The sequence below is a fragment of the Microcoleus sp. A003_D6 genome, from assembly GCF_036702825.1.
In the GTDB taxonomy this organism is placed as follows: domain Bacteria; phylum Cyanobacteriota; class Cyanobacteriia; order Cyanobacteriales; family Microcoleaceae; genus Microcoleus.
On record NZ_JAUBWA010000048.1, the window covers coordinates 26,798 to 49,569 of the forward strand.

Below are 22,772 nucleotides of genomic sequence, written 5' to 3' on the forward strand. Positions count from 1 at the left end.
CAGTTGTCAGGTGTCAGTTGTTAGTTGTTAGTTGTTACCCATAATTAATAACAACGGTCAACTGCCAACTGACTAATGACTAATGACTAATAACTAATGACTGCTGACTGAATTAATGAGCCCCTACCTTAGCGCCAGCAGGTGCCGGGCCGATCAAGCGTTCGAGTTCGTCAGCCTTAGAAGCCTTAGCCATTGCCGATTCCCAAGTGACTTTACCGCTCTTGTAAAGTTCAGCTAAAGCCATTTCCATTGTCCTCATGCCTAATTTCGCCCCCATTTGGATTTGGGAGTAAATCATTGGAGTTTTCCCCTCCCGGATCAAGTTAGCCATAGCAGGAGTATTCACCATGATTTCCATAGCGCAGCAGCGGCCGCCCCCAACTTTTATTACCAAATTTTGGCTGCAAATTCCCACCAAAGAGTTAGACACCTGGGCGCGAACCTGGGGTTGTTGAATTGGCGGGAACACGTCCAAAATCCGATCGATCGTTGCAGCCGCCGAATTAGTGTGCAACGTTCCCATCACCATGTGACCCGTTTCCGCAGCCGAAATTGCCAGACCGATCGTTTCCAAGTCCCGCATTTCCCCCACGAGAATTACATCAGGATCTTCGCGCAAAGCAGCTTTCAGCGCATTAGCAAAGCTCTTAGTATCTTCACCCTTTTGGCGCTGGTGAAACAAACTCTTGATATTAGGAAACACATATTCGATCGGATCTTCAACTGTCAGAATATGTTCTGCCCGCGTCCGGTTGACCAGATCCAACAAAGCCGCCATCGTAGTAGTTTTCCCGGAACCCGTTTGTCCCGTCACCAACAGCATACCCCTGGGTCTTTCCGTCAGATCCCGCAAAATCTGCGGCACGCCTAAAGCATCTGCGTTAGGAATCTTAGAAGCCAGAGCCCGCATACAAGCAGCCCAAGCACCCCGCTCCCGGTAGACATTGACGCGAAACCGAGCCAATCCCCGAACGCCGTAAGCGCAGTCGAGTTCCCACTCCATTTCCAACTGCTTGCGCTGCATATTGTTGAGCATTTGGAAAATTAGGATCTGCACTTCCTCAGCAGACAGAATGTCGCCGTATTGCGTCTGAGGAGTTAGTTTACCGCTGACTCGGAAGAATATAGGCGCGCCCGCTTGGATGTGTATGTCCGAACCCCCTTGCTCTACCAGGGACTCCAGTACGTCTTCAATCATCAGACCCATAGATACCTCTCCTCGATCGAATTGATAGTTATTGACCAATCTAGCTCAGTTAACAGTCAACAGTTAACTGCTGAATCAATCCAAAAAGCGTGGTGTCAAGCAGTACGGACAATCCAGCATCTCCGGCTTCAATTCCGCCTGACAAGTTTTGCAGGTAAGCCCCTGCTTGCGTTTGGCTTTCATTTCAGCCTCCAGGCCAGAGTCTGTAAACGTCACCCGCTCGACTTCTTCAAAAGTAGTCGCGCCTTCCCGCACCAATTGCAAGCTGTAAGCCAACAACGTTTTCATCCCTTCTTCTACTGCTGCTTCCTTAATTTGCTCTGTGGGAGCTCCTTGAGTGATTAGAGTTTGAAGCCGCTCAGTATTTTTCAGGAACTCGTAAACCCCTACCCGTCCTTTGTAGCCTAGGCCGCCGCACTTCCGACAAAGTTGTTCGCGTTCTGCCAGTTCCTTCCTTTCCTCCACCGGTACAGTGTTGGCTTTGTAAACAGTTAGATCAATTTCTTGAGAAGCCGATAGACCGTACTTGCCGAGTTCTGCGGCAGTAGGCTGGTAAGGAATGCAGCATTTGTCGCAAACGCGCCGCATCAGACGCTGAGCCAACACGCCCAACAGAGCGGCCGAAACCATGAACGGTTCTACGCCCATTTCGGCCAAACGCGCGACCGCCCCGGCCGCGTCGTTCGTGTGCAGTGTCGTCAGCACCAAGTGTCCCGTCAAAGCAGCTTCCAGAGCCGTTTTTGCCGTTTCCCTGTCCCGCGTTTCCCCCACCAGCATCACGTCAGGGTCTTGCCGCAAAAATGCCCGCAGAATGTTGGAAAAAGTCAAGTCTTTTTCCCGAATTACTTGACATTGGGTAATCCCTGGCAAAGCATATTCGATCGGGTCTTCCGCCGTACTGATATTAACCCCCGGATCGTTCCGTTCCGCCAGAATCGAATACAGAGTAGTTGACTTGCCCGAACCCGTCGGCCCCGTCACCAAAATCAGTCCGAACGGACGGCTAGCACTTTCTCGCACTAAAGCCAGAGTTTCCTCGTCGGAGATTAACAAACCCAAACCCAACTGAGTGCTGGAACTGTCCAAAATCCGCAGCACGATTTTTTCACCGTACCGGGAAGGCAAGCTGTTCACCCGGAAATCCACCGTGCGTCCCTCAAATACCCGGCGGATGCGCCCGTCTTGAGCTTGTCGGCGTTCGGCAATGTCCAGGTTGGCAATAATCTTGAAACGAGCCGTAATCGATGCGACTACCTGCTTGGGAAACCGGAAATACTCTTGCAGCACCCCGTCCTTCCGCATCCGAATCCGCATGAACTCTTCTTGAGGTTCTACGTGGATGTCAGAGACCTTTTCCGACAAAGCTTTAGCCAAAATGATATTGACGGCCTTAATTACCGGAGCCGCCTCAGCATCGTCCAAGGTGTTAGCTAGGTCTTCTTGGTCGGCACTCTCCTCTTCTAGCGAGAGCTCGCCAAAATCTCCCTCCCCTAAATCCATCTTTCTCTGCTTTTCGACTTCAGCTTTTTTAGCTTCCCTCTTAACTTCGTCGTCTTGATAGGCCGAAGTTATGTCCTGATAGTCGTCTGGCGTAATTACCCGTCGCTGCAAAGCCAAGCCGTGAGGCTGTAAAATCCGCCGCAAATCTTCTATGGCGTTGAGGTTGTCGGGATCTACCATTGCCACTACAACTGCCGGAGGCTGAGTTTCAGTCCTCGCTACAGGTAAAAACCGACCTTGGTGACAAATGTCGATCGAAATCTTCAACCCGTCGAGCATAGCTCCGAGTTGCTCGTTAGACATTTCGCTCATCTCCGGGTCAAATGCTTCAACCCCGTAAACTATCTTCCGTTCAAACATCTGCTGCTTCTTGTAAAGTCGCAGCAATTCTGGGGGTAACGGCTGCCCGGTAAGTGCTTCTAATACCTCCGTCAACCGCTTGCCCGACTTCTGGCTTTCCATTTGAGCCTGCTTCAGTTGATCGCCGTTGACGTAACCCGACTGAATCATCTTGTTGAGAGCTGGAGTAAAAAGGCTCACAGCAACTATCGATGTGGCGCGAAGCCCCGGAGATGCGTTAGTCATATAAAAACACTCAATGCTATAGGTGGAAAACTCAGTCACAAAGAGTGCTGAGAGGAAAACCAACGCGGGATTAAAACCCCCGTATTCTTTGCTTATGGATGAGCTAGCATAATGTTGTGGCTCAATCCCTATTTGTTTGTATGTTCGTAGTCCCCTCTAACTTTCGTCTACAAATTGACGAGACGTTGGAGGGATTTGCCCATACTTGCAATCAGATCTTGTTCGTTGCTAAACCCGAGAAATGCTGGAACACCGCGAAGCTTCACCACCGGGCATACAAACCAGTTAGAGAGGCTCAGCAGGGCAGCACGCGGTCTAATCACGTTTGTCAGCCACCTAGAGCGTTAAGTTGCTTGCTTACCTGATTAACCCGCCGGATACTCTTGTTATAGCCTCATGCCACATCACTTGGGGATTTGCCCGTACCGTTCGAGGAAAGCGGCGCGGTGTGTGTCGCCGTACCATCGCGTTCTACATTCCCCAATTGTTTGGTCAAATTACAGCCCCCGCGCAGGCGCAGTTAGCTGTACTGGGTTAAGGATGAGCTATGTTCTGTGATGATAACTTTTACGAAAGCCTCGATCGGTCTTTTGATATATTTTGATTAATTATCTGCGATATGCCACAGCCCGATCGGCTGCATCAGTCCCCAGCGCAGATTTTGAGCAGTTGTAGTTTTGGCTCAGCAAATATTGCTGTGATTCTACCCCGGTTTCCCAACCTTTGCGACCAAAGCTTGACGGTTCATAAATCTTGGAAATAGGCAAATTAGAGATGAATCCTCTCTAACGATTAGCTCCTGTGCGAAACCAGCTAATCTCTCTCATTTGACTGGCAAAAAGTCTCGACTTCAAGCGAGTTCGGTATCAAATCTGACCAACGGCAGCCCCAATTCCCATCGAGATTAACAACCCCCGAGCGGAGTTACAAAAGCAGACACCTAACTACTCAGTCACTAAATACAAATTCATCTTCCTCCCGATTTCTGAAACGCCGCAAATGGTAAAAAAGCAAGCGTCGCCTTGCGGGTCTAACAGCCAGAGCGATTAAATTTAAGTCACTATCGTTTCCAGCCAACCTTGAAACATCAAGCATCCAAATTAATAATTGTTTTAGTAGACATATAGCAATCCTTGCAGGAGTCGTAAATTTTTTACCCACCCCAACCCTCCCCGAAGCCGCGCGGAGGGAGTAAGAAATTCACAAATGATTTAGGATTGCTATAACAGCAGAATATACTTGGAAAACTAGCTCGCTTCTGCGGTCGCATTCATCCAAAATTAGAAAAAAAACGTTTATTTTGCGCCGAATGCGGTCATACTATTGGTAGAAGTATAAACGACCCTTTCAATATTTGATTGAAAGCTTTTAGAGTAGACGTAAGCTGTTGTGCATTTAAATTGAAGGTCAAAAAACACTTCGCCGTCTTGTGGGTTGGCGTCCCGCCCGGCCTCAATATGCAATTTAAATGCGTGACAGCTTAACAGCAGAATATACTTGGAAAAACAGCTCGCTTCTGCGGTCGCATTCATCCAAAACTAGGAGGAAAAAAACGTTTATTTTGCGCCGAATGCGGTCATACTATCGGTAGAAATATAAACGACCCTTTCAATATTTGATTGAAAGCTTTGAGAGATGCCTCCACATCTGGCGAGATTTCCAATGAATCAGATGGTGCCATACACAGTAAATTATAGTTCTCTAGATTTACTGGGTTAAATGTATCTGCTAGAATTGATAGGGTTCTGTCGCGCAGCTATTGTCAGGAACCTCAGCCTAAAGGCATGAGGCTTGTAAGAGATTCTTGCGAGCCGTCCTGACGGGCCTAAGACTTTCGAGGTCTACGTTTTTTGAGTCACGACACGCTGGGATGCGAAGCTAGTCCCCTGCCCTGTCATTTGCAGTTAAACAGTTTTAAGGTCACTGAAACAGTGCTGCAAGTTTAACAAGCTCTCAAAACATTGGCCGACAAGCTAACTTTACCCGTAAGGGAGTTTTGGAGAAGACCACATCTCCACGGAGGGGCAACCATACCCCTCCACCCCAATCCAATGTAAAGCCGTCCTAAAAGGACGGGGTTTCAAACCCATAGTTCTGATGATTGACGAGGAAAAACAGCAAGATCGAGATCCTAACTCAACTGGGGGAACCCCAGAGGGTTCGCCAATGGCAAGCGAAACTCCGCCGGCACCAGCAAACGAAGCAGCCGATTGGGAGCTTGAACTTGCTCGAGCTTATCAAAGTGCTCAGCCCGATCGCACGCCAGCAAACGCATCCGGGCCTACAGTCACCGACAGTTCCACCAACAGCCCGCAGCCAGACGCGGCGGAGTCTTGGAAGAGGGAACTGGCCCAGGCAACAGATGAAAAAGAGGGTTTAAAAACTCAGTTGCAAGCCACATCAGCTCAACTAGAAGACCTGAAAAATCAAAATCTCCGCCTAGCAGCAGATTTTGAAAACTTCCGCAGGCGCACCCAAAAGGAAAAAGAAGAGTTAGATTTACAGGCAAGGTGTCTTACGATCAAACCTCTGTTGCCGGTAATCGACAATTTCGAGCGCGCTCGATCGCACATTAAGCCGCAAACCGACGGCGAAATGAACATTCACAAAAGCTACCAAAGCGTTTACAAACAAATGGTAGATGGCCTCAAGCAAATCGGGGTTTCTCCGATGCGCCCCGAAGGCGAACAGTTTGACCCCAACCTCCACGAAGCTCTGCTGAGCGAGCCAACTGACGAACACGAGGAAGGAACAATCATCCAAGAACTAGAACGCGGCTACATTCTGGGCGATCGCGTCTTGCGGCACGCCAAAGTGAAAGTTGCAGCGGCTGGGCTATCTGTGGTAGCCTCAGATGAAAATCCCGATAGTTCGGAAAGTTAATCGGGATACAAGCTACTGCATTCCTCGAAGTCACTGACCCCCGAATAGAATTCGGGGGCCCGAAGGCGGCAGACTCACCAACTTCTTAATTCAGGGCTAAAAGCAGGTCGGCGCTTTCTCAAAAAAATCTGAAAAATGTTTTTACCCGTCTTTGATATTGGCTTAGGACATCAATTTTATTTCCTACAAATCCGGTCGGGTGATGCTTGTTAAAACAAGCTGAGTCGTTTTTCAACTCCCAACTTGTAGTTGGAGGTTTCCAAACATCCCACAAAGTTTTATGAGGCGCTATGGGAAAAATTATTGGAATAGACTTAGGCACGACAAACAGTTGCGTAGCTGTGTTAGAAGGCGGTAAACCTGTGGTGATCGCCAATTCCGAGGGCGGGCGCACAACTCCGAGCATCGTAGGATTTGGCAAGGCGGGCGATCGCTTAGTAGGTCAACTAGCCAAGCGACAAGCTGTAACTAATGCTGTAAATACTGTCTACAGCATCAAACGATTTATCGGACGGCGGTGGGACGACACGGAAGAAGAACGCTCCCGGACTCCCTATACCTGCATTAAAGGCAAAGACGACACCGTTAACGTCCAAATTCGGAACAAGGTTCACACTCCCCAGGAAATCTCGGCAATGGTACTCCAAAAGCTCAAGCAAGATGCTGAAGCTTATTTGGGACAAACTGTTACCCAAGCCGTGATTACAGTGCCAGCCTACTTCACAGACGCCCAGCGGCAAGCTACTAAAGACGCCGGTACGATCGCGGGTTTAGAAGTCCTGCGGATCGTCAACGAACCGACCGCCGCCGCCCTTTCCTACGGGCTCGACAAGCAAAATATCGAACAAAAAATCTTGGTATTTGACCTCGGCGGCGGTACTTTCGACGTTTCGATCCTGCAACTGGGGGACGGAATTTTTGAAGTCAACGCTACCTCGGGCAACAACCATCTCGGAGGAGACGACTTTGACGACTGCATAGTCCAGTGGCTCGTAGAAGCTTTCCGCACTCAAGAAGGCAGTGACCTCTCACAAGACAAAATGGCATTGCAGCGCCTCCGAGAAGCTGCGGAAAAAGCGAAAATCGAACTATCCAATCGCGAATCGACCTCAATCAATTTGCCCTTCATCTCCTCTGACGCCACAGGGCCCAAGCATCTGGAAATGGATCTCTCCAAAGCTCAGTTTGAAAAACTGGTGGGTCATTTGGTGCAAGCGACGATCGATCCGGTGACTCAAGCGCTCAAAGACGCAAGCTTGACCCCCAAAGAGATAGACAGGATTATTTTAGTGGGAGGCTCAACCCGGATTCCGGCAGTTCAAGAGGCAATTAGCAAATATTTTGGCGGCGTGTCTCCCGATAAATCGGTCAATCCCGACGAAGCTGTAGCTGTAGGCGCGGCAATTCAAGCCGGGGTGTTGGGCGGTGAGGTCAAAGATTTGCTGCTGCTGGACGTGACGCCGCTCTCCCTGGGACTCGAAACCTTGGGGGGAGTGTTCACCAAAGTAATTGAGCGCAATACAACTATCCCCACCAGTCGATCGCAAATGTACAGCACGGCGGCAGACGGGCAAACATCGGTAGAAATTCACGTGCTCCAAGGCGAACGGGCATTGGTTAAAGACAATAAAAGTCTCGGCAAGTTCCTGCTAAAAGGCATTCCCGCAGCCCCTCGCGGCGTACCTCAAATTGAAGTTACCTTTGAAATCGATGCCAATGGCATTCTCAAAGTCGCCGCTGAAGACAAGGGAACCGGAAAAGAACAAAGCATCCAAATTTCTAATACAGGGGGCTTAAGCGAAACCGAAGTCGAGCGGATGCGGCAAGAAGCCGAACTTTACGCTGACGAGGACATCAAGCGCGCTCAACTCGTCGAACTCAAAAATCAAGCCGACACCCTAGTCTATAATTGTGGTGTCACTTTAAAAACCAACGCGAAATTGCTGGGCGACGACCTTAAAGCCGAAGCCGAAACAGCAGCAGCAGCCTTGCGGGAAGCGATGGCTAACCCCGACATCACAGGCGAGGAACTCACCGCAGCAATCGAATCTTTCAAGCAACTGCTATACTCCCTCGGGACAGCAGTCTACGACCAAGCCCGCAGCGGGGTAGCCCCGTCAGGAGCTGTTGTTGAAAGCGAGATGATGTCAGAAGAAGTAGAATCAGAGCTAGAAGAGGTGGCAGCTACAGACGACAGCATTTTGCTGACAGAAGAGCTGCTGGTGACGCCCCAAGCTCCGCCGGAACCAAAGCCGGAACCAAAGCCGGAACCAAAGCCGGAACCAAAGCCGGAACCAAAACCGGTACCAAACCCGGAGCGACAGTCAAAACGCCAGCCAAATCCACCGTCAAATCCACCGTCAAATCCACAGTCAAATCCACAGTCAAAACGACAGTCAAATCCACCGTCAAATCCACCGTCAAAACAAAAATCGAAGGTTCCCGAACCAGAAGTTGATGATATGAATCCTTTCCTTTAGAACTGAAAAGCTAAAAATTAAAAGTTAAAAATTAAAAGTTAAAAATTTTAATTTTTAATTGGTAATTTCAGGAAAGATTGCCCGTTTATTTTTCGTACACTTTTTGTTATTTACCTCCAGGCAAGCAGCTCTATGGCCGGTGATTACTATGAAATATTAGGCGTTTCTCGCAGCGCAGACAAAGAAGAAATTAAGCGTGCTTACCGCCGCCTAGCTCGCAAGTACCATCCAGATGTCAACAAAACAGACGGTGCCGAGGAGCGGTTTAAAGAAATCAACCGCGCCTACGAGGTACTCTCAGAACCGGAAACCCGCGCCCGTTTTGACCGTTTCGGCGAAGCAGGCGTGAGTGGTGCAGCAGCTCCGGGCTTCCAAGACTTCGGCGACAGCTTTGCCGATATTTTTGAAAGCTTCTTTCAGGGTTTTCAGGGAGGGGCCGGCGGCCAACAACAAGGTCGCAGGCGCAGCGGGCCCGTGCGCGGAGACGATTTGCGGCTCGACTTGCGGCTGGATTTCCGCGAAGCCGTGTTTGGTGGGGACAAAGAACTCCGCATCAAGCACCTAGAAACCTGCGAAACTTGCACCGGGACTGGCGCTAAACCGGGAACCCGACCTCAAACCTGCTCGACTTGTACCGGTAGCGGACAAGTCCGCCGCGCTACCCGCACGCCCTTCGGCAGCTTTACTCAAGTTTCAGTTTGCCCCACTTGCAACGGCACGGGGCAAGTGATTGATGAGAAGTGCGAAACTTGTGGCGGCCGGGGCCAGAAAGAAGTGATGAAAAAGCTGAAAATCACAATTCCGCCTGGGGTTGACAACGGTACTCGCTTGCGTGTTTCCAATGAAGGGGATGCGGGCAAACTGGGCGGGCCGCCCGGGGATCTTTACGTGTTCTTGGCTGTGAATGAAGACCCGCTATTCAAGCGGGACGGCATTAACGTTAACTCGGAAGTTAAGATTAGTTACCTGCAAGCAATTTTGGGGTGCCGGTTGGAAGTGGAAACAGTAGACGGGCCGACGGAATTGTTGATTCCTGCGGGAACTCAGGCAAATACTGTTTTGACTTTGGAGAAAAAAGGGGTGCCTCGGTTGGGAAATCCAGTCAGTCGCGGCGATCATTTGATTGCGGTGTCTATTGACATTCCGACTAAGGTGACGGCTGAGGAACGGGAATTGCTGATGCAGCTTGCTAAGCTGAAGGGCGATCGTACTGGTAAAGGCGGCATAGAAGGGTTTCTGGGTAATTTGTTTCAGAAATAAGCAAAAATTTGACACCAATTGGTGTCAAATTTTCCTGTTTGATGATTCCGTCGCAATTTTTAAAATTCTGTCTCCAGAAAATGAGCGCAATTGCGCTCATTTTGCCCAGGTAGAATAATTAGTCGGCATTTTTTAGGAGTAGTCCTCAAAAAAAATGACACCAATTGGTGTCAAAAATCGGCTGTAAAATAATTAGGCGGCAATTTTTGGGAGTAGTCCTCAAAAAAAATGACACCAATTGGTGTCAAAAATCGGCTGTAGAATAATTTGCCGACAATTGGTTTGATTCTCTCTCAAAAAAGTGAGCGCAATTGCGCTCATTTTGTACAAGTAGAATAATTCGCTAACCAGGGTTTCACGAAAAACTAAGGCTTTCAGGGTTTGAGATGGGAAATTTGAGACTCAAAAACGCATTATGAATTCAACATCGAAAATTGAAAATCCCAAATCCCCAGATGCAAAAATCGATCTGCGGGGTACTCCTTGTCCTCTGAATTTTGTCCGCACTAAACTGCGCTTGGAGCAAATGGCACCGGGTGCTGTTTTGGAGGTGTGGCTGGATGCTGGGGAGCCGATCGAACAAGTGCCCGACAGTCTGAAAATGGAAGGCTACCAGATTCTGGAAACCCAATTTGTCGCGGATGAGCCGGATTCTGGATTTTTTGCGATGAAAGTGCAGCGCCCCGAACACCAGGAAGCAGGATGAGCCTGAATTCACCCTCGATCGTCGGTACTGTAATTGCTGTTCAGGCTAACTTCTACCAAGTGAGGTTAGATCCCGAATTCTCCATTGACGGGAAAAAGGCTCCCCTCGCTGATTCTCCGATTCTCCTGTGCACTCGCCGCACTCGACTCAAAAAAATTGGCCAACAGGTGATGGTGGGCGATCGCGTGGTGGTAGACGAACCGGACTGGACTGACCGCCGGGGTGCAATTTCTGAAGTCTTCCCCCGCCAAACAGAACTCAACCGCCCGCCTGTAGCTAATGCCGATCGCATTCTCCTCGTTTTTGCCCTCGCTGAACCAGACTTAGACCCCGCCTCATTAACTCGGTTTTTAGTCAAGGCCGAATCTACAGGTTTAGAGGTGAGTTTGTGCCTGAACAAATGCGATTTGATCGCGAAAGAGGAGTTGGAACAGTGGCGCGATCGGCTTTCAGGCTGGGGCTACGAACCAATGTTTATTAGCGTCCGCAGCGGCTTAGGAGTCCAGGAAGCTGCGGCTAATTTTCAAAATAAAGCTTTTGTCGAAAAAGTAGCTTCCCAGCATTTATCGGACAAAATAGATAGTTCTCTCTTGCCTTCTGAGGATAACCCCCTGCTTGCAAATTCGGTCTATCCGTTACATCCGTTAAATTCCGTACAAAATCCGTTGCCGAACTCCAACAACACCCACATCCAAGGGAAAATAACGATAATTTGCGGCCCTTCTGGGGTCGGCAAGTCCAGCTTGATCAACCAACTGATTCCGGCCTTGAATCTGCGAGTGAACGCTGTTTCCGGCAAACTCGGTCGCGGACGCCACACGACTCGCCACGTAGAACTATTTGAACTCCCGGGTGGCGGACTCTTGGCAGATACTCCCGGGTTCAATCAGCCGGCTCTCGAATGCGATCCGTGCGAGTTAGCTCAATATTTCCCAGAAGCGCGCCAGAGGCTGGCTTTGGGTAGCTGCCAGTTTAGCGACTGTTCTCACCGAGACGAGCCTAACTGTGTCGTGCGGGGCGGTTGGGAGCGCTATGAGTATTACTTGGATTTTCTCGAAGAGGCGATCGTCCGCCAACAAGCTCTGCAAAACTCTAGCAGCGCCGAAGCGAGTTTGAAACAGCAAACCAAGTCGGATGGTACGCAGCAGTACGAACCGAAGCTGCAAACTAAAAAATATCGCCGCTCTTCGCGCCGCCTTCAACACCAGTCGCTGCAAGATATGTGTCAAGACGACTTAGAGTAATTGCGAGCCAGTAGCCGCCTGTAAGCCCGCGAGGCGACAGAAAACAGTACCGAGGCTGACCGAGAAACCGGGTTTGATGGAGGAAAATACACAGGTTGCAGTCTCAGCCCGCGTTCGCAAAACCCGGTTTCTTTAGTTCCGAGTGCGTAAGTCTTGAGTACATTAATCGCTAAAATTAAATGGCCTTAGATTTGTTAAAAAAAACTAGAACTGAAGCAAAAGTTAGCGGGTAATGCAGGAGCAAAAATACTGTGAATATTCAAGAAGTGTTTCAAAAAGGCGGCCCCGCCATGTGGCCCCTGTTGGTGTTATCGATTCTATCTGTAAGTACAATTATCGAGCGCTTGTGGTTCTGGGCCAGCCTCTTGAGCAAAGAAAAGCAGATAGTTAACCGCATTCTCGAAGCTGCCCGCAGCGATTGGGGGGCAGCTAGCGAGATTGCCAGACAAGCCAACCGACAGCCCATCGGGCGATTTCTTTATGCACCCCTGCGGCTCTACAATCCTGAACCAGATTTATTTCGACTCGCACTCGAAGCCGCAGCCGATGAAGAGTTGGCTTCGATGCGCCGCGGCGACAAAATCTTAGAAGCTACGATCGCTCTAGCCCCTTTGTTGGGCTTGCTGGGAACAGTTTTGGGCTTGATTAACTCTCTGAGTTCCATCCGTCTGGGCGACATCGGCACGTCGGCAACAACTGGCGTAACTTTGGGGATTAGCGAAGCGCTGACTACGACTGCTACTGGGATGGTAGTAGCAATTTTTACCTTGGCGTTTTATAGGATATTTCAAGCTTTTTTGTTCAACCAGGCAAAAATATTTCGCAAAGCTGGAAATGAAATGGAATTGCTTTACAGGCAATACTGGCCAGCAGCTAACGCTAAGGGTCGATCGCCCGGTGCAGAATACAGCAATTCTTCCTTTGGTTCCGATGGTGCGAACAGGCTTTCTCTCAACTCTTCTGGCGAATCGGGAGAACGAAACCGGGAGCCGAAATTGAAAGGTTCCGAGCCGGCTGAAGATTCACCTTCTAATAATTAAAAGAAAGGAGAACTGATGAAGATTAATCTAGATACTCCTGCTGAAGAGGCTCGGATTGAACTGGTGCCTTTAATTGACGTGATCTTTTGCATCCTGACATTTTTTCTGCTGGCGGCTCTGCAACTGACTCGCCAGCAAGCGATTAATGTGGATTTGCCGAAGGCAAAGACGGGACAAACCCAGATGCGAGAGATGCTGATTGTCAGCATTGACGATTTCGGGCAAACTTATATCGACCAATTGCCTGTTAATTACCAACAGCTCGATCGAGTTTTGAAGAGTTTCCAGAGCCAAAATCCTGCGGGGTTGATGGTGCTGTACGCTCCTCAAAATGCTAGATATGCCAAAGTTGTCGAGGTTTTAGACAAATTGCGGGAGGTAGGGGGCGATCGAGTTGCCCTGGCAACTCTTCCTAGTTCGGCTCCCTCCCCATTGCCCAATACCTCGCTGCCCAATTCTGGCATTCCTGCGGCACCTGCGATCGGCAATTCCGGTCAACCTCTGCCGTCTCCTGTGGCTCCAGGGCAGCAGCAGTTCAATCCCAATCAGTTTCAATCTCCTCTCCCGGCTCCAGGGCAGCCTAGCAACTCTGGGGCAACTCTGGGCATTCCTTCTGTTTCGCCTGCACCCACTGCTCCCAATGTCAGACCCGGATCTGCCACTCCATCGCAGGATGTCAGGCCCTCGAATTAGTTAGAAAGAAGAAGGTTCGGCAACGGATTGTGTAACGGATGTAACGGATGTAACGGATGTAACGGATGTCAGTCCGATGTCCGTCGGAAGAAGGGAGAAGGAAGAAGGGAGAACAGAGAATATAGAAATTTTCCCAATCTCCTCATCTCCCCCTCTCCTCATCTCCTCATCTCCCAATCTCCCCCTCTCCCCCTCTCCTCATCTCCTCATCTCCCCCTCTCCTCATCTCCTCATCTCCCCCTCTCCCTCTCCCCCTCTCCCCCTCTCCCCCTCTCCCTCTCCCCCTCGCGGAGAGAAGCTCCGCCCGATTTGGTATAAAGCGCTTCAATTATTTTGGTTTGTACTGAGCCTTTTGTCATTTGACAAGTAGATACAGTTGTATATGTCTGCGGAAGGAACTTTTGCAGACATCTCGCCATCTTTACCCCTAAGTTATTTCCTGGGACATATGGTAATTTTGTCAAATAATTGTTACCTTTTGTAATATAGACTAAAGCGAGATGGGTCATCGGGCATCCCGAAACCAAGAGCCGATCGCTGAAACAAGTTACAAATCGGGTTAATCCAGGTTTTTACTTTCAAGTCACCTTTACTTACAGAGGAGTCAAAGTCATGAGCCAACCAGCAGAATTGTCTTTGGAGCAGCAATTTAGCCTGTGTTCCTTCAAAACACAGGTAAGTGACATGAGCCGCGAACAAGCTCAGGAGTTTTTGGTCAAGCTTTACGAGCAAATGATGTTGCGGGAAACCATGTACCGCCATTTTCTGAAACACCACTGGGGTTTAGAACCTAACCCAGGCGTTGAGTAGCTGAGAGTCGCAGTCGGCGACCTCCGTCTCTTACTCTGTTCCCTCATGCGGAAAGGAGTTGGGGGTGATGGGGCGTCACTCGAAGACAGAAGGTAAAAGGCATCTGTACAGAACTTCAGGAAAATTTGACAGTTTATTTATTGATTCCACTAAATTTGGGGAGTCGATACGAGCAATCTCTCGATCGACACAACATAATATCGCCAAAATAATTTATCCAACCTCGACTCGAAAGTTTGATAATTATTAATTATAATAAGTATTAAATTTTTAACCAATTAAAATTTTTAACCAATTAAAAATATTTGTCTTTAGTTGCAGCGGATGAGGTTTAACAACAATGGCGCTAGTCGGACATCTGAGCGCGACCTCCGACTAGCAAAACCTTCCGTTTTCACATCAATCCCTAGAACTGGCAACTGTGGAGTCTAGAAAGAGTTATTCCCCCTGACGTTCGAGAGTCGCTTCCATCGTACTCGTCAAGTAATGACCAGACATGATGCCGCTAGATTGATAGTAGCGGTTGTCATCAACGCGGTGAAGGGTATCAAAACCCGTCCGCCGCTGGCGTTCGTCTCCCAATACCCAGTAACGCTGGACGATCGACTGGGGAGCAATCCAACCTTCGCCCTCAACGCGGCCGAGTTCGCCGTGTTGGAGTACAAAAGTATACTGCCGTTCGTCGCTGTTGAGGTGTCCTCGGTACTGCAAAATAATCTCTTCCCGATCGCCTCCGGGAAACACGAGCTTCGTCACCATACTGAACCAATCTGTTCGGTTCCAGCTCACTAAAGTTTTGCCTTTTACCGTAATTGGCACGCCATTGCGCTCAATCCAACTTCCTTCGAGCGTCCATTGGCCAGATTCCATTAAAAACGTGTGAGCCACAGTGCTGTTCCTATGCTTTTCCTGCTGGCTACAATGCTGGTGCAACAACGCACAGCCGTTGTCCCTCAGATTCTATGCTATCACGCCCAACTGTGCCAACAAGAGTTAATTTCTCCTAAAAGTACCGATGTCCGGGCACCAGTAACTTGAGGCAGATTGCCGGGAATGCCCCGAACCCGCCAGGCGGCTAAAACCGCGAAAGCGATCGCCTCTTTAAAATCTACACTCAAGCCTGCCTCAGAAGTAGTCAACACTTGCACTGGATGCAATTGAGTTTGCAATCGGCGTTTTAAGTAGAGATTGTGGCTACCGCCCCCGCACAATAAAACTCGATCGGGCATAGCCGGTAAAAAAGTTTGGTAACTGTGAACGATCGAGGCAACAGTCAGTTCTGTCAGAGTAGCCAGCACATCAGCAGGACTGAGGTTGTAACCTTGGGCCTCGACCAAACATCGGTCAAAATAGTCTACACCAAATAACTCTCGCCCAGTAGATTTCGGCGGTGCTTGGCGGAAGAACTCCTCGGCGAGCCAATCCTCGACTAAAGCTTGACAGGGAGTTCCCGATGCCGCCCAAGCTCCACCTTCGTCGATCGTCAAAGTGCCGCCTGAGAAGTGCTGCACTGCCAAATCTAACAGTGAATTCGCCGGGCCTGTATCCCAGCCCAAGACGCCATCCCCAAGACTGGAAACCACAGGCTTGTCGCCGAATTCCTCATCTCTCCTGGCAGGAAGATAGGTAACATTGCCAATTCCGCCCATATTTTGGATGCAGAGGCGGAGGTTGGGTTCCGCCAGCAGGCAAGCATCAACTATTGGCACCAAAGGTGCTCCTTGACCCCCTGCTGCAATGTCTGCCGATCGAAAGTTACTCACAGTAGTAATGCCTGTCAATTGGGCAATTAGCGCGCCCCGCCCTAATTGCAAGCTGTAGCCCATTTCACATCCGGGACTCGGTGCAGCAGAACAACTACTTCTTTCCGTATTTCCTGGCGGTCGGTGGTAGACGGTTTGACCGTGAGAGCCGATTAATTCGGCTTTATCATATTCTGCTTGAATTGTCAAGGCAGCCGTGGCAAATTCTTGGGCGATGGCATCATCTAATTGGGCTAGTTCAGGCACTGACAAAGCTGAGCCGCTGCAAACTGAGAGAATTTGCGATCGCAAATTAGCAGGATAAGGGAAAGTCTTGCCCGCCACCAATTGCACTTTCAAGTCTGTTTGGGAACCGACCACATCCACCAAAGCAGCATCAATGCCATCCACCGACGTGCCGCTGATCAAACCGATAACGCGAGTCATTCGATTTTAGATTTTTGATTTTAGATTTTAGATTTTAGATTTTTGATTTTCCGGGGGGTTGCCCGATTTATTTGAGGTCGATCGTCACAATCACCACAGTAATATTATCGCGTCCCCCCTTATCCTTAGCTGCTTGAATCAAAGCATTTGCAGCGCCCTCGCAGGCGCGAATCGACTTCAGAGGCGAAGCAATCAAAGGATCGGAAAGTTCCTCAGTCAAGCCGTCACTGCACAGCAGCAAGCGATCCCCGGGCTGCACGTCCACCGGCAAAATATCTATTTCCCGCACATCATCGCGGCCCAAACACTGGGACAAAACGTGACGCCAAGGATGACTGCGAGCCTGGTCGGGAGTCAGGGCCTTTCTTTTCACAGCCTGAGCCACCCAAGTCTGGTCTTCAGTAATCTGCTCCAAGCGAGAGCCGTGCAGCCGGTACAAGCGAGAGTCCCCGATATTAGCGCACCAAGGTCTGCCCTCATCCCTAAACATCAGAACCACAGCCGTAGTCCCCATATCAGCGCGTTCGGGGTGGTCGAGCTGATCCGTCAAAATTGCTTGATTGGCAATCAATAAAGCCTTTTCCAACAACAGCGGAGAATCTTCAGGCCCTTCCCAATGTTCGAGCAAATAAGATTTAATCGCCCCAGTTGCAATCCGGCTGGCTTCTTGACCTCCGGCGTGTCCTCCCATTCCGTCGGCCACTATGAAAAATCGCCCGTCAGAGTCTATGTAGTACGAATCCTGATTTACGGAACGAACTAGCCCTGTGTCTGTCTTACCTGCGAAAGAGCGTTTCATAGATTGGGTGATTGGACTCATCGAACTTAAAAGCTTGATTCAAGTGGTGCGATTTTTTATTCCAAAACTTAAATCCCGAACGGGAGTTGAAATTGCTGCACCCGGCGATCTTGAGTTTTGGAAAAATTGCACTTCCTTGACCTTATATTGTAGATCGTATGATGGTAATGCCGTCTTAAAATTTCGATAAATCCAGTAAATTAAGCAGCACCTGCAAAAAAAAACTGGATTTCTACAAAAAATTCGAGGTTTTGCTGTCTAGAAATCTAGGAAGCAACTGGGTTTGTAGGGTCAAAGCGCTTAAGTGCTGTAAGTTTTAGCAATCTGTTGTCAGCAAGCCAAAACTTAACATTCGAGGTCAAATTTTGGCGGGCGAGGAATCTCAAACCTGAAATTTCAAATCGCAAATTGCACAATTATGACATTCTGTCTAAACGATCGATCCGCTTGAACAAACGCAGCAGAGCAAACCCTGCACCCGCCGCCAGCACAGCCACAGCGACAGCCGGCCAGACTTGATTGCTGACAAACAAAATTGTCGCCGACAAAGTAAAAGCACTCATCAGCAAAGCATAATTCGTACCCATTTGAGCGCTGCTCATGCGGCGGAGCAAGCGCTCTGTTTCGGCAGAACGGACGCGAATCCGCAAATCTCCCTGTTCGAGTTTATCAATAGTCTCCTCAATCCGGCGGGGCAAGCCCAAAGCACTCGAACTCACCTGAGCCGCCTGACGGCCGATTTCGTTAAAAATGCTGCTACTTGTATCATGGCCATTTCCATTAGTCATAAGCTGCATGGCAAAAGGTTGTGCCACCTCCATAAAGTTGAACTCGGGATCTAAACCTCGGCCGACCCCTTCAATCGTCGAAAAAGCTCGCATTACAAAAGTAAAGGTAGCTGGGAAGCGAAAAGGTTGGTCGTAGGCGATATCGTAAAGATCGTCCGTAATCGCGCTGACCGACTGATTTTCAAAAGGCTTGTCCATGAAGTTATCCAGCATATACTGGATGCTGCGGCGCACCGGACTCATATCGCCCGTAGGCACCAAAGCTCCCAAATCGATCAGAGAATTCATAATCCGCTGTCCATCCTTGGAAGCAATGCCGTAGAGCGTCTCCATCAGTCCTTCGCGGACGTTCGACTGGATTTGCCCCATCATGCCAAAATCGTAGAAAATCAAAGAACCGTCAGCACTAACAGCGATGTTGCCGGGGTGTGGGTCAGCGTGGAAAAAGCCGTCGTTGAGCAACTGCCGCAAATAAGCTTTTGCCCCCAACTGAGCGATTAATTTACGATCGATCCCGGCCGCTTCCAAAGCTTCGTAGTGGCTGATTTTAATCCCGGGCAGGTATTCCAAAGTCAGCACTCGCGGAGCCGCGTACCGCCAATAAACCCTCGGCACCCGCACCCAGTCGCACTTGCTAAAATTGCGGCGAAAAGTATCAGCATTGCGGCCTTCATGGAGATAGTCAATTTCCAGCCACAGAATGCGACAGCATTCCTCATAAATCCCCATCCAATCTCGGCCGCGGCCCCACTTAGGATGGTTTTGAAAGTAGCGAGCAATTCCCTTAAGAATTTGCAAATCGATCTCGAAGAGCTTCCGCAATCCCGGCCGCTGCACCTTGACCACCACTTCTTGGCCCGAATGCAGTTGAGCTTTGTGTACCTGACCCAAACTTGCAGCAGCCAGGGGCACCGGATCGAAGCTGCGGTAGAGTTTCTGAACTGTCTTGCCCAAATCTTGCTCGACAATTACCTCTAACTGCTGGTAGCTGAAAGCAGGCACTTTATCTTGCAGCTTAGAAAGCTCCTCGACAAACTCTGCGGGAAACAAGTCGGCGCGGGTGGAAAATAATTGTCCAACTTTAATGAAAGTCGGGCCCAAATCCAATAGTGTTTCTCGAACCCAGATAGCTTGAAAGCGCCGTCTGGCAACTTTCTTTTCTTCACTTACCCCTCCCCAGTAGCTCCAATTTTTGCTGTCTAGCCACAGCGAAGCCAGCCAGAGCAAGACAAAGGCCCAAATGTCGAAGAAGCGCCGCTGCCGGGAGTATTTTTCGCGATTCCAGCGATAAGCTTTACTTTTGTATGATTTACCAGCAGTTTTTGGCTCATCGGCCTCGCCAGTCCGCTTGGGGGAGAGCTGGCGATTAACAGAGTCATCAAGGAGAGCAGACACTTGGGTTCCCAAATTGCTTATTTTATGTTGTGGCTTTGATTGCAGGTAGGAGCGCAGGAGCGCAAAGCGATGCGCTCGTCTAGTAAATAGTTTTTGTGGCAGCCGGAATTAGGGCAAACTGCTGCGGTAGCGCTGCAATTGGGATCGCACCAGGGCCACTTCGGCACGCAGCTCGTCAATAGTCGCTTGCAAGTCGGCGGGATGGATGTCTTGAATGGTTGTGGTGCTTGCAGTGCCAGTTCTGGTCTGCATCGCCTCATCCGCAGTTCGATTGGCTCGTTCCACAACTCGATCGGTGAACTGTCGCAGGCGTTCTCTTTGTTCGGCGTCAAATTTGCCGAGTTCCGAGAAAGCGTTGGTTGCTGCGCTTTCTAATTGCTCGTACAGTGCTTCGGCAAGTGCTCTGCCTACAAAAAAAGCATGAACTGGGGGTTTACTCATAAAAAAATCTCTGTGCGCTTCCGGAACAAATTATAACTTGCTTATCCTCGATGGTGCTTGTTCCCAAAGAAAGGAAGTTTGGGGGAAAAGATGCGCGACCGGGAGCTTGCACAAAAACCAACAACTTTTTTCAGGGGTCGCGATCGACCGATCCCGATCGCATCCCGGGCCTGACCTCGATCCTCGACCGAATTCTCAGATCCGGTGTCGCTAACTTCTTTTTCCACCCCCGTAGGTTTTGCATAGGTTTTGCAGAAGTAACGCGCGACATCACACAATTTAAGTGTTGCACACACATTATAACATAAATTAAATCCAAATATCCAACATTAATGCCAATTTTATCGGCGGGCATTTGGCTTGCAGAAGGAATAGGAAATAGTAGATAAACTCCGGTCGCGGATGTTGGGATTTTTCGAGTCGATCGAAGGTTTGGCGAGATAGTCTTTGGAGATCGAGGGCGTTATTTCCTCAACTACCGATCGGATATTTGCTGACTCGTAAAACCAAGTATTTACCCGCACTTTTAAGCAACAAAAACAATACTAATTTGTCGCAGGTTCAGGAAAAGGCACAGTCGGTTCTGCAACAGGGGGCGGCGAGTAAGGTGCGATCGAACTATCTGAATTGCTGCCACTCCGGCTCGGTATTGGCGGTTCTGGCGATCGCTCGGTCGGCGACGCTAGTGCTGGCGGCGCGGATTCCGGCGGCGGCAAGGTTTCAGCACTCTTGGCAGCAGGCGGGGCGGGTACGGAGGGCGAATATATGGGCGGTTCTGCTGGCAGGGGCGCCACTTCCGGTACAGGCGCGGGTTCTGGTTGGGGTGCTGGCTCGATTTCGGTTTTAGGCTCTGGAATGAGGGACTCAGAAGGCTGCGATTCAGGCTCGGGCGTCGGGGATGGCTCAGGTGGCACTTCGGGTTCTGGGGCGGGAGTTTCCGGGCTTGGTAACTCAGAAGGTTCAGTGCTAGCTTCTGAGGGCTCGATCTGTTCGGGAATATTGTTGCTTTCTAAGGGGGGTTTGGGGCGCTTGTTGAGTTCGATCGGCGGGAGAGGACTGCTTTCGACAGACGGCTGCCCGAACATCGGCCCTGACAAATCGCGGGATTTGAGCAAATCTTCGAGAGATGGGAAGGATGGAGTTTGAGATCGTTTGCTGCTGAGACTGGTGCTGTTGTAACGCCAGGCCAGGTCAAAACCCATCCAGCCTGCAATTGCAGCCGTTACGACAAACGCCAGGAAAGTCAACTGTGGCGGGGGAGGTGCGGGCAATCGCAGACTTTGCTTGCCTTTTTTCTCTGCTGGCGATCGCTCTGTTTCTTGCAGCATGGTAAGCCAATTTTCCACTGTCTGAGGGCGGTTTTGGGGGTCGATTTCGAGTCCCTGAAGGATAGCTTGCTCAATTCCCGCACTGAGGTTGGGCTGAAATTGCCGCAAGTCGGCCAGGGGAATGCGATCGCGCAGGGGTGCTGCTACGGGCGTCACGCCGGAAAGTAAGTAGTAGAGGGTGGCGGCGATCGCGTAGATGTCTGTGGCGGGTGTACATTTACCGTCATAGAGGTATTGTTCGATCGGCGCGTACCCAGGGGAGAGCAAGTTAGTGTGGGTTTGTTTGGTGCCGGCGGTAAAGCCGCGGGCAATGCCGAAATCTATTAACATTACCAGATGAGAATCGGTTCGCCGGATAATATTTTCTGGCTTGATGTCTCCGTGCAGCAATCCGCTGTGGTGAACTGTACTTACGGCTGAGGCTATTTGCCGAATGTAGTGCAGGGCCTGGGCTTCTGGCAGCGGCCGATCGGTTTCGACTATTTGGGCGAGAGTTTGGCCCGGAATGTAGTCCATTGCGATAAAGGACTGTCCGGCTTCTTCAAAAAAGTCGATTACTCTGACGATGTTGGAATGCTGACACCGCGACAGGCGTTGGGCTTCGGCAATAAACTGCTGCTGAAATTGGGCAGATTCTGGGTGTTGGCGCAGACTTTCGTTGAGGGTTTTGAGTACGACGGTTTGATTTAAATGGGTGTGGATAGCTCGGTAAGTGATTCCGAACCCTCCTATGCCTAAAGTCGCGTTAATTTGGTATTTGCCCTGTTGCAGGACTGTTGCTGGCGCTAAGTTCATCTTCAGTTGATGCCGTTTCCCAAACTATGCTACCGCCTTTGGGTTATTTCACACAGTTAGGGGTGAGGTTCGATCGCTCTGAACCCTAGTTTTGGCTTTTGTTCTGATATTTTGGCATCGGGCGATCGTTTTATTGGAATGTTCCACCAATCCTATCTGTAGCACCCGTCTTAAAACTTAACACAATATTTCCCCAATAAAAATCCCGCTCTTGTGGAACGGGAAAGCCATCAGGGTGCATCTATGTGATACGACTATAGCTCGTGGGGGGTATAACCCCTATTGGCTTTATCGAATCTTTACAATTAGTGGATTTTTGTAAATATTTAGGTTTTTTATTGACTTATAAGCCGTTTTATGGGGTTAAAATGAAAAATGGTGACATTTATAGGAAATACCCTGAAAACCCCGTGACTTCAGTCCGGGGATGAAAGGGAGTTGCAGGATTTATCCTTCCTACTAGACATACCAATTGCACAAATATCTGGTTCGTGGTATCATCAAAAGAGTCGAAACTTGTGAATTTTGAGAAATCAAGTATCTAGCTTAACCGCAGTACGGATGCTCAAAATAATTAATCACCATCAATAGTAAGATTCTAAACCGACTAAATAGTCAGTAAAAGACTT

Annotated in this window: 16 protein-coding genes; 8 read left to right on the forward strand and 8 right to left on the reverse strand. The window is 49.6% G+C overall.

Features of this window, described 5'->3' with window-relative positions:
- Positions 1-112 precede the first annotated feature (112 nt).
- Together QUB70_RS15155 and QUB70_RS15160 are read right to left on the reverse strand one after the other, a co-directional pair.
- Positions 113-1,207: a type IV pilus twitching motility protein PilT gene (locus QUB70_RS15155; RefSeq protein WP_332981519.1), complete on the reverse strand. Its 1,095-nt coding sequence runs from the start codon at positions 1,205-1,207 to the stop codon at positions 113-115.
- Positions 1,208-1,282: 75 nt separating this feature from the next.
- Entirely contained in the window at positions 1,283-3,292 is a 2,010-nt protein-coding gene (locus QUB70_RS15160; protein WP_332981521.1) for a GspE/PulE family protein, read from the reverse strand.
- A gap of 2,097 nt (positions 3,293-5,389) precedes the next feature.
- Between QUB70_RS15160 and grpE the strand changes: the two genes are divergently transcribed.
- From grpE to QUB70_RS15200, 8 genes are all read left to right on the forward strand, one after another.
- Positions 5,390-6,175, forward strand: coding sequence for a nucleotide exchange factor GrpE (grpE, locus tag QUB70_RS15165; RefSeq protein WP_332981523.1), 786 nt, complete (start codon positions 5,390-5,392; stop codon positions 6,173-6,175).
- 290 nt (positions 6,176-6,465) lie between these two features.
- Complete coding sequence (gene dnaK, locus QUB70_RS15170) at positions 6,466-8,655, forward strand: molecular chaperone DnaK (protein ID WP_332981524.1); 2,190 nt, start codon at positions 6,466-6,468, stop codon at positions 8,653-8,655.
- 132 nt (positions 8,656-8,787) lie between these two features.
- Entirely contained in the window at positions 8,788-9,915 is a 1,128-nt protein-coding gene (dnaJ, locus tag QUB70_RS15175) for a molecular chaperone DnaJ (protein WP_332981527.1), read from the forward strand.
- 415 nt (positions 9,916-10,330) lie between these two features.
- Entirely contained in the window at positions 10,331-10,621 is a 291-nt protein-coding gene (locus QUB70_RS15180; RefSeq protein WP_332981528.1) for a sulfurtransferase TusA family protein, read from the forward strand.
- Positions 10,618-11,865 carry a ribosome small subunit-dependent GTPase A gene (gene rsgA / locus QUB70_RS15185; protein WP_332981529.1) on the forward strand — a complete coding sequence of 416 codons (1,248 nt, stop codon included), beginning with the start codon at positions 10,618-10,620 and terminating at the stop codon, positions 11,863-11,865. Before QUB70_RS15180 ends, rsgA begins: the two co-directional genes overlap by 4 nt.
- 251 nt (positions 11,866-12,116) lie before the next feature.
- Positions 12,117-12,905: a MotA/TolQ/ExbB proton channel family protein gene (locus QUB70_RS15190; protein ID WP_332981531.1), complete on the forward strand. Its 789-nt coding sequence runs from the start codon at positions 12,117-12,119 to the stop codon at positions 12,903-12,905.
- Positions 12,906-12,920: 15 nt separating this feature from the next.
- Positions 12,921-13,598 (forward strand): ExbD/TolR family protein, encoded by a 678-nt coding sequence (locus QUB70_RS15195; RefSeq protein WP_332981533.1) that lies wholly within the window; start codon positions 12,921-12,923, stop codon positions 13,596-13,598.
- A 612-nt stretch (positions 13,599-14,210) separates the two neighbouring features.
- Complete coding sequence (locus QUB70_RS15200) at positions 14,211-14,408, forward strand: NblA/ycf18 family protein (RefSeq protein ID WP_006635253.1); 198 nt, start codon at positions 14,211-14,213, stop codon at positions 14,406-14,408.
- Between the two features lie 438 nt (positions 14,409-14,846).
- Here QUB70_RS15200 and QUB70_RS15205 read toward each other — a convergent pair whose 3' ends face one another.
- From QUB70_RS15205 to QUB70_RS15230, 6 genes are all read right to left on the reverse strand, one after another.
- Positions 14,847-15,278 (reverse strand): hypothetical protein, encoded by a 432-nt coding sequence (locus tag QUB70_RS15205; RefSeq protein ID WP_442927788.1) that lies wholly within the window; start codon positions 15,276-15,278, stop codon positions 14,847-14,849.
- A gap of 98 nt (positions 15,279-15,376) precedes the next feature.
- Positions 15,377-16,597, reverse strand: a complete 1,221-nt coding sequence (locus tag QUB70_RS15210) for an anhydro-N-acetylmuramic acid kinase (RefSeq protein WP_332981537.1) — start codon at positions 16,595-16,597, stop codon at positions 15,377-15,379.
- Between the two features lie 67 nt (positions 16,598-16,664).
- Entirely contained in the window at positions 16,665-17,396 is a 732-nt protein-coding gene (locus QUB70_RS15215) for a PP2C family protein-serine/threonine phosphatase (protein WP_332981539.1), read from the reverse strand.
- A gap of 416 nt (positions 17,397-17,812) precedes the next feature.
- The gene (locus QUB70_RS15220) at positions 17,813-19,579 is read right to left on the reverse strand and encodes an ABC1 kinase family protein (protein ID WP_332981541.1); all 1,767 of its coding nucleotides are present in this window, start codon (positions 19,577-19,579) and stop codon (positions 17,813-17,815) included.
- A gap of 108 nt (positions 19,580-19,687) precedes the next feature.
- On the reverse strand, positions 19,688-20,020 hold the full coding sequence (locus QUB70_RS15225; RefSeq protein WP_332981544.1) for a DUF6825 family protein: 333 nt from the start codon (positions 20,018-20,020) through the stop codon (positions 19,688-19,690).
- Positions 20,021-20,565: 545 nt separating this feature from the next.
- Complete coding sequence (locus tag QUB70_RS15230) at positions 20,566-22,143, reverse strand: serine/threonine protein kinase (protein ID WP_332981546.1); 1,578 nt, start codon at positions 22,141-22,143, stop codon at positions 20,566-20,568.
- Positions 22,144-22,772 lie beyond the last annotated feature (629 nt).

Coding starts and splice junctions, on each gene's coding strand:
- QUB70_RS15155 (WP_332981519.1), bottom strand. CDS start 1,207: ATGGGTCTGATGATTGAAGACGTACTGGAGTCCCTGGTAGAGCAAGGG.
- QUB70_RS15160 (WP_332981521.1), bottom strand. CDS start 3,292: ATGACTAACGCATCTCCGGGGCTTCGCGCCACATCGATAGTTGCTGTG.
- grpE (WP_332981523.1), top strand. CDS start 5,390: ATGATTGACGAGGAAAAACAGCAAGATCGAGATCCTAACTCAACTGGG.
- dnaK (WP_332981524.1), top strand. CDS start 6,466: ATGGGAAAAATTATTGGAATAGACTTAGGCACGACAAACAGTTGCGTA.
- dnaJ (WP_332981527.1), top strand. CDS start 8,788: ATGGCCGGTGATTACTATGAAATATTAGGCGTTTCTCGCAGCGCAGAC.
- QUB70_RS15180 (WP_332981528.1), top strand. CDS start 10,331: ATGAATTCAACATCGAAAATTGAAAATCCCAAATCCCCAGATGCAAAA.
- rsgA (WP_332981529.1), top strand. CDS start 10,618: ATGAGCCTGAATTCACCCTCGATCGTCGGTACTGTAATTGCTGTTCAG.
- QUB70_RS15195 (WP_332981533.1), top strand. CDS start 12,921: ATGAAGATTAATCTAGATACTCCTGCTGAAGAGGCTCGGATTGAACTG.
- QUB70_RS15200 (WP_006635253.1), top strand. CDS start 14,211: ATGAGCCAACCAGCAGAATTGTCTTTGGAGCAGCAATTTAGCCTGTGT.
- QUB70_RS15205 (WP_442927788.1), bottom strand. CDS start 15,278: ATGGAATCTGGCCAATGGACGCTCGAAGGAAGTTGGATTGAGCGCAAT.
- QUB70_RS15210 (WP_332981537.1), bottom strand. CDS start 16,597: ATGACTCGCGTTATCGGTTTGATCAGCGGCACGTCGGTGGATGGCATT.
- QUB70_RS15215 (WP_332981539.1), bottom strand. CDS start 17,396: ATGAAACGCTCTTTCGCAGGTAAGACAGACACAGGGCTAGTTCGTTCC.
- QUB70_RS15225 (WP_332981544.1), bottom strand. CDS start 20,020: ATGAGTAAACCCCCAGTTCATGCTTTTTTTGTAGGCAGAGCACTTGCC.
- QUB70_RS15230 (WP_332981546.1), bottom strand. CDS start 22,143: ATGAACTTAGCGCCAGCAACAGTCCTGCAACAGGGCAAATACCAAATT.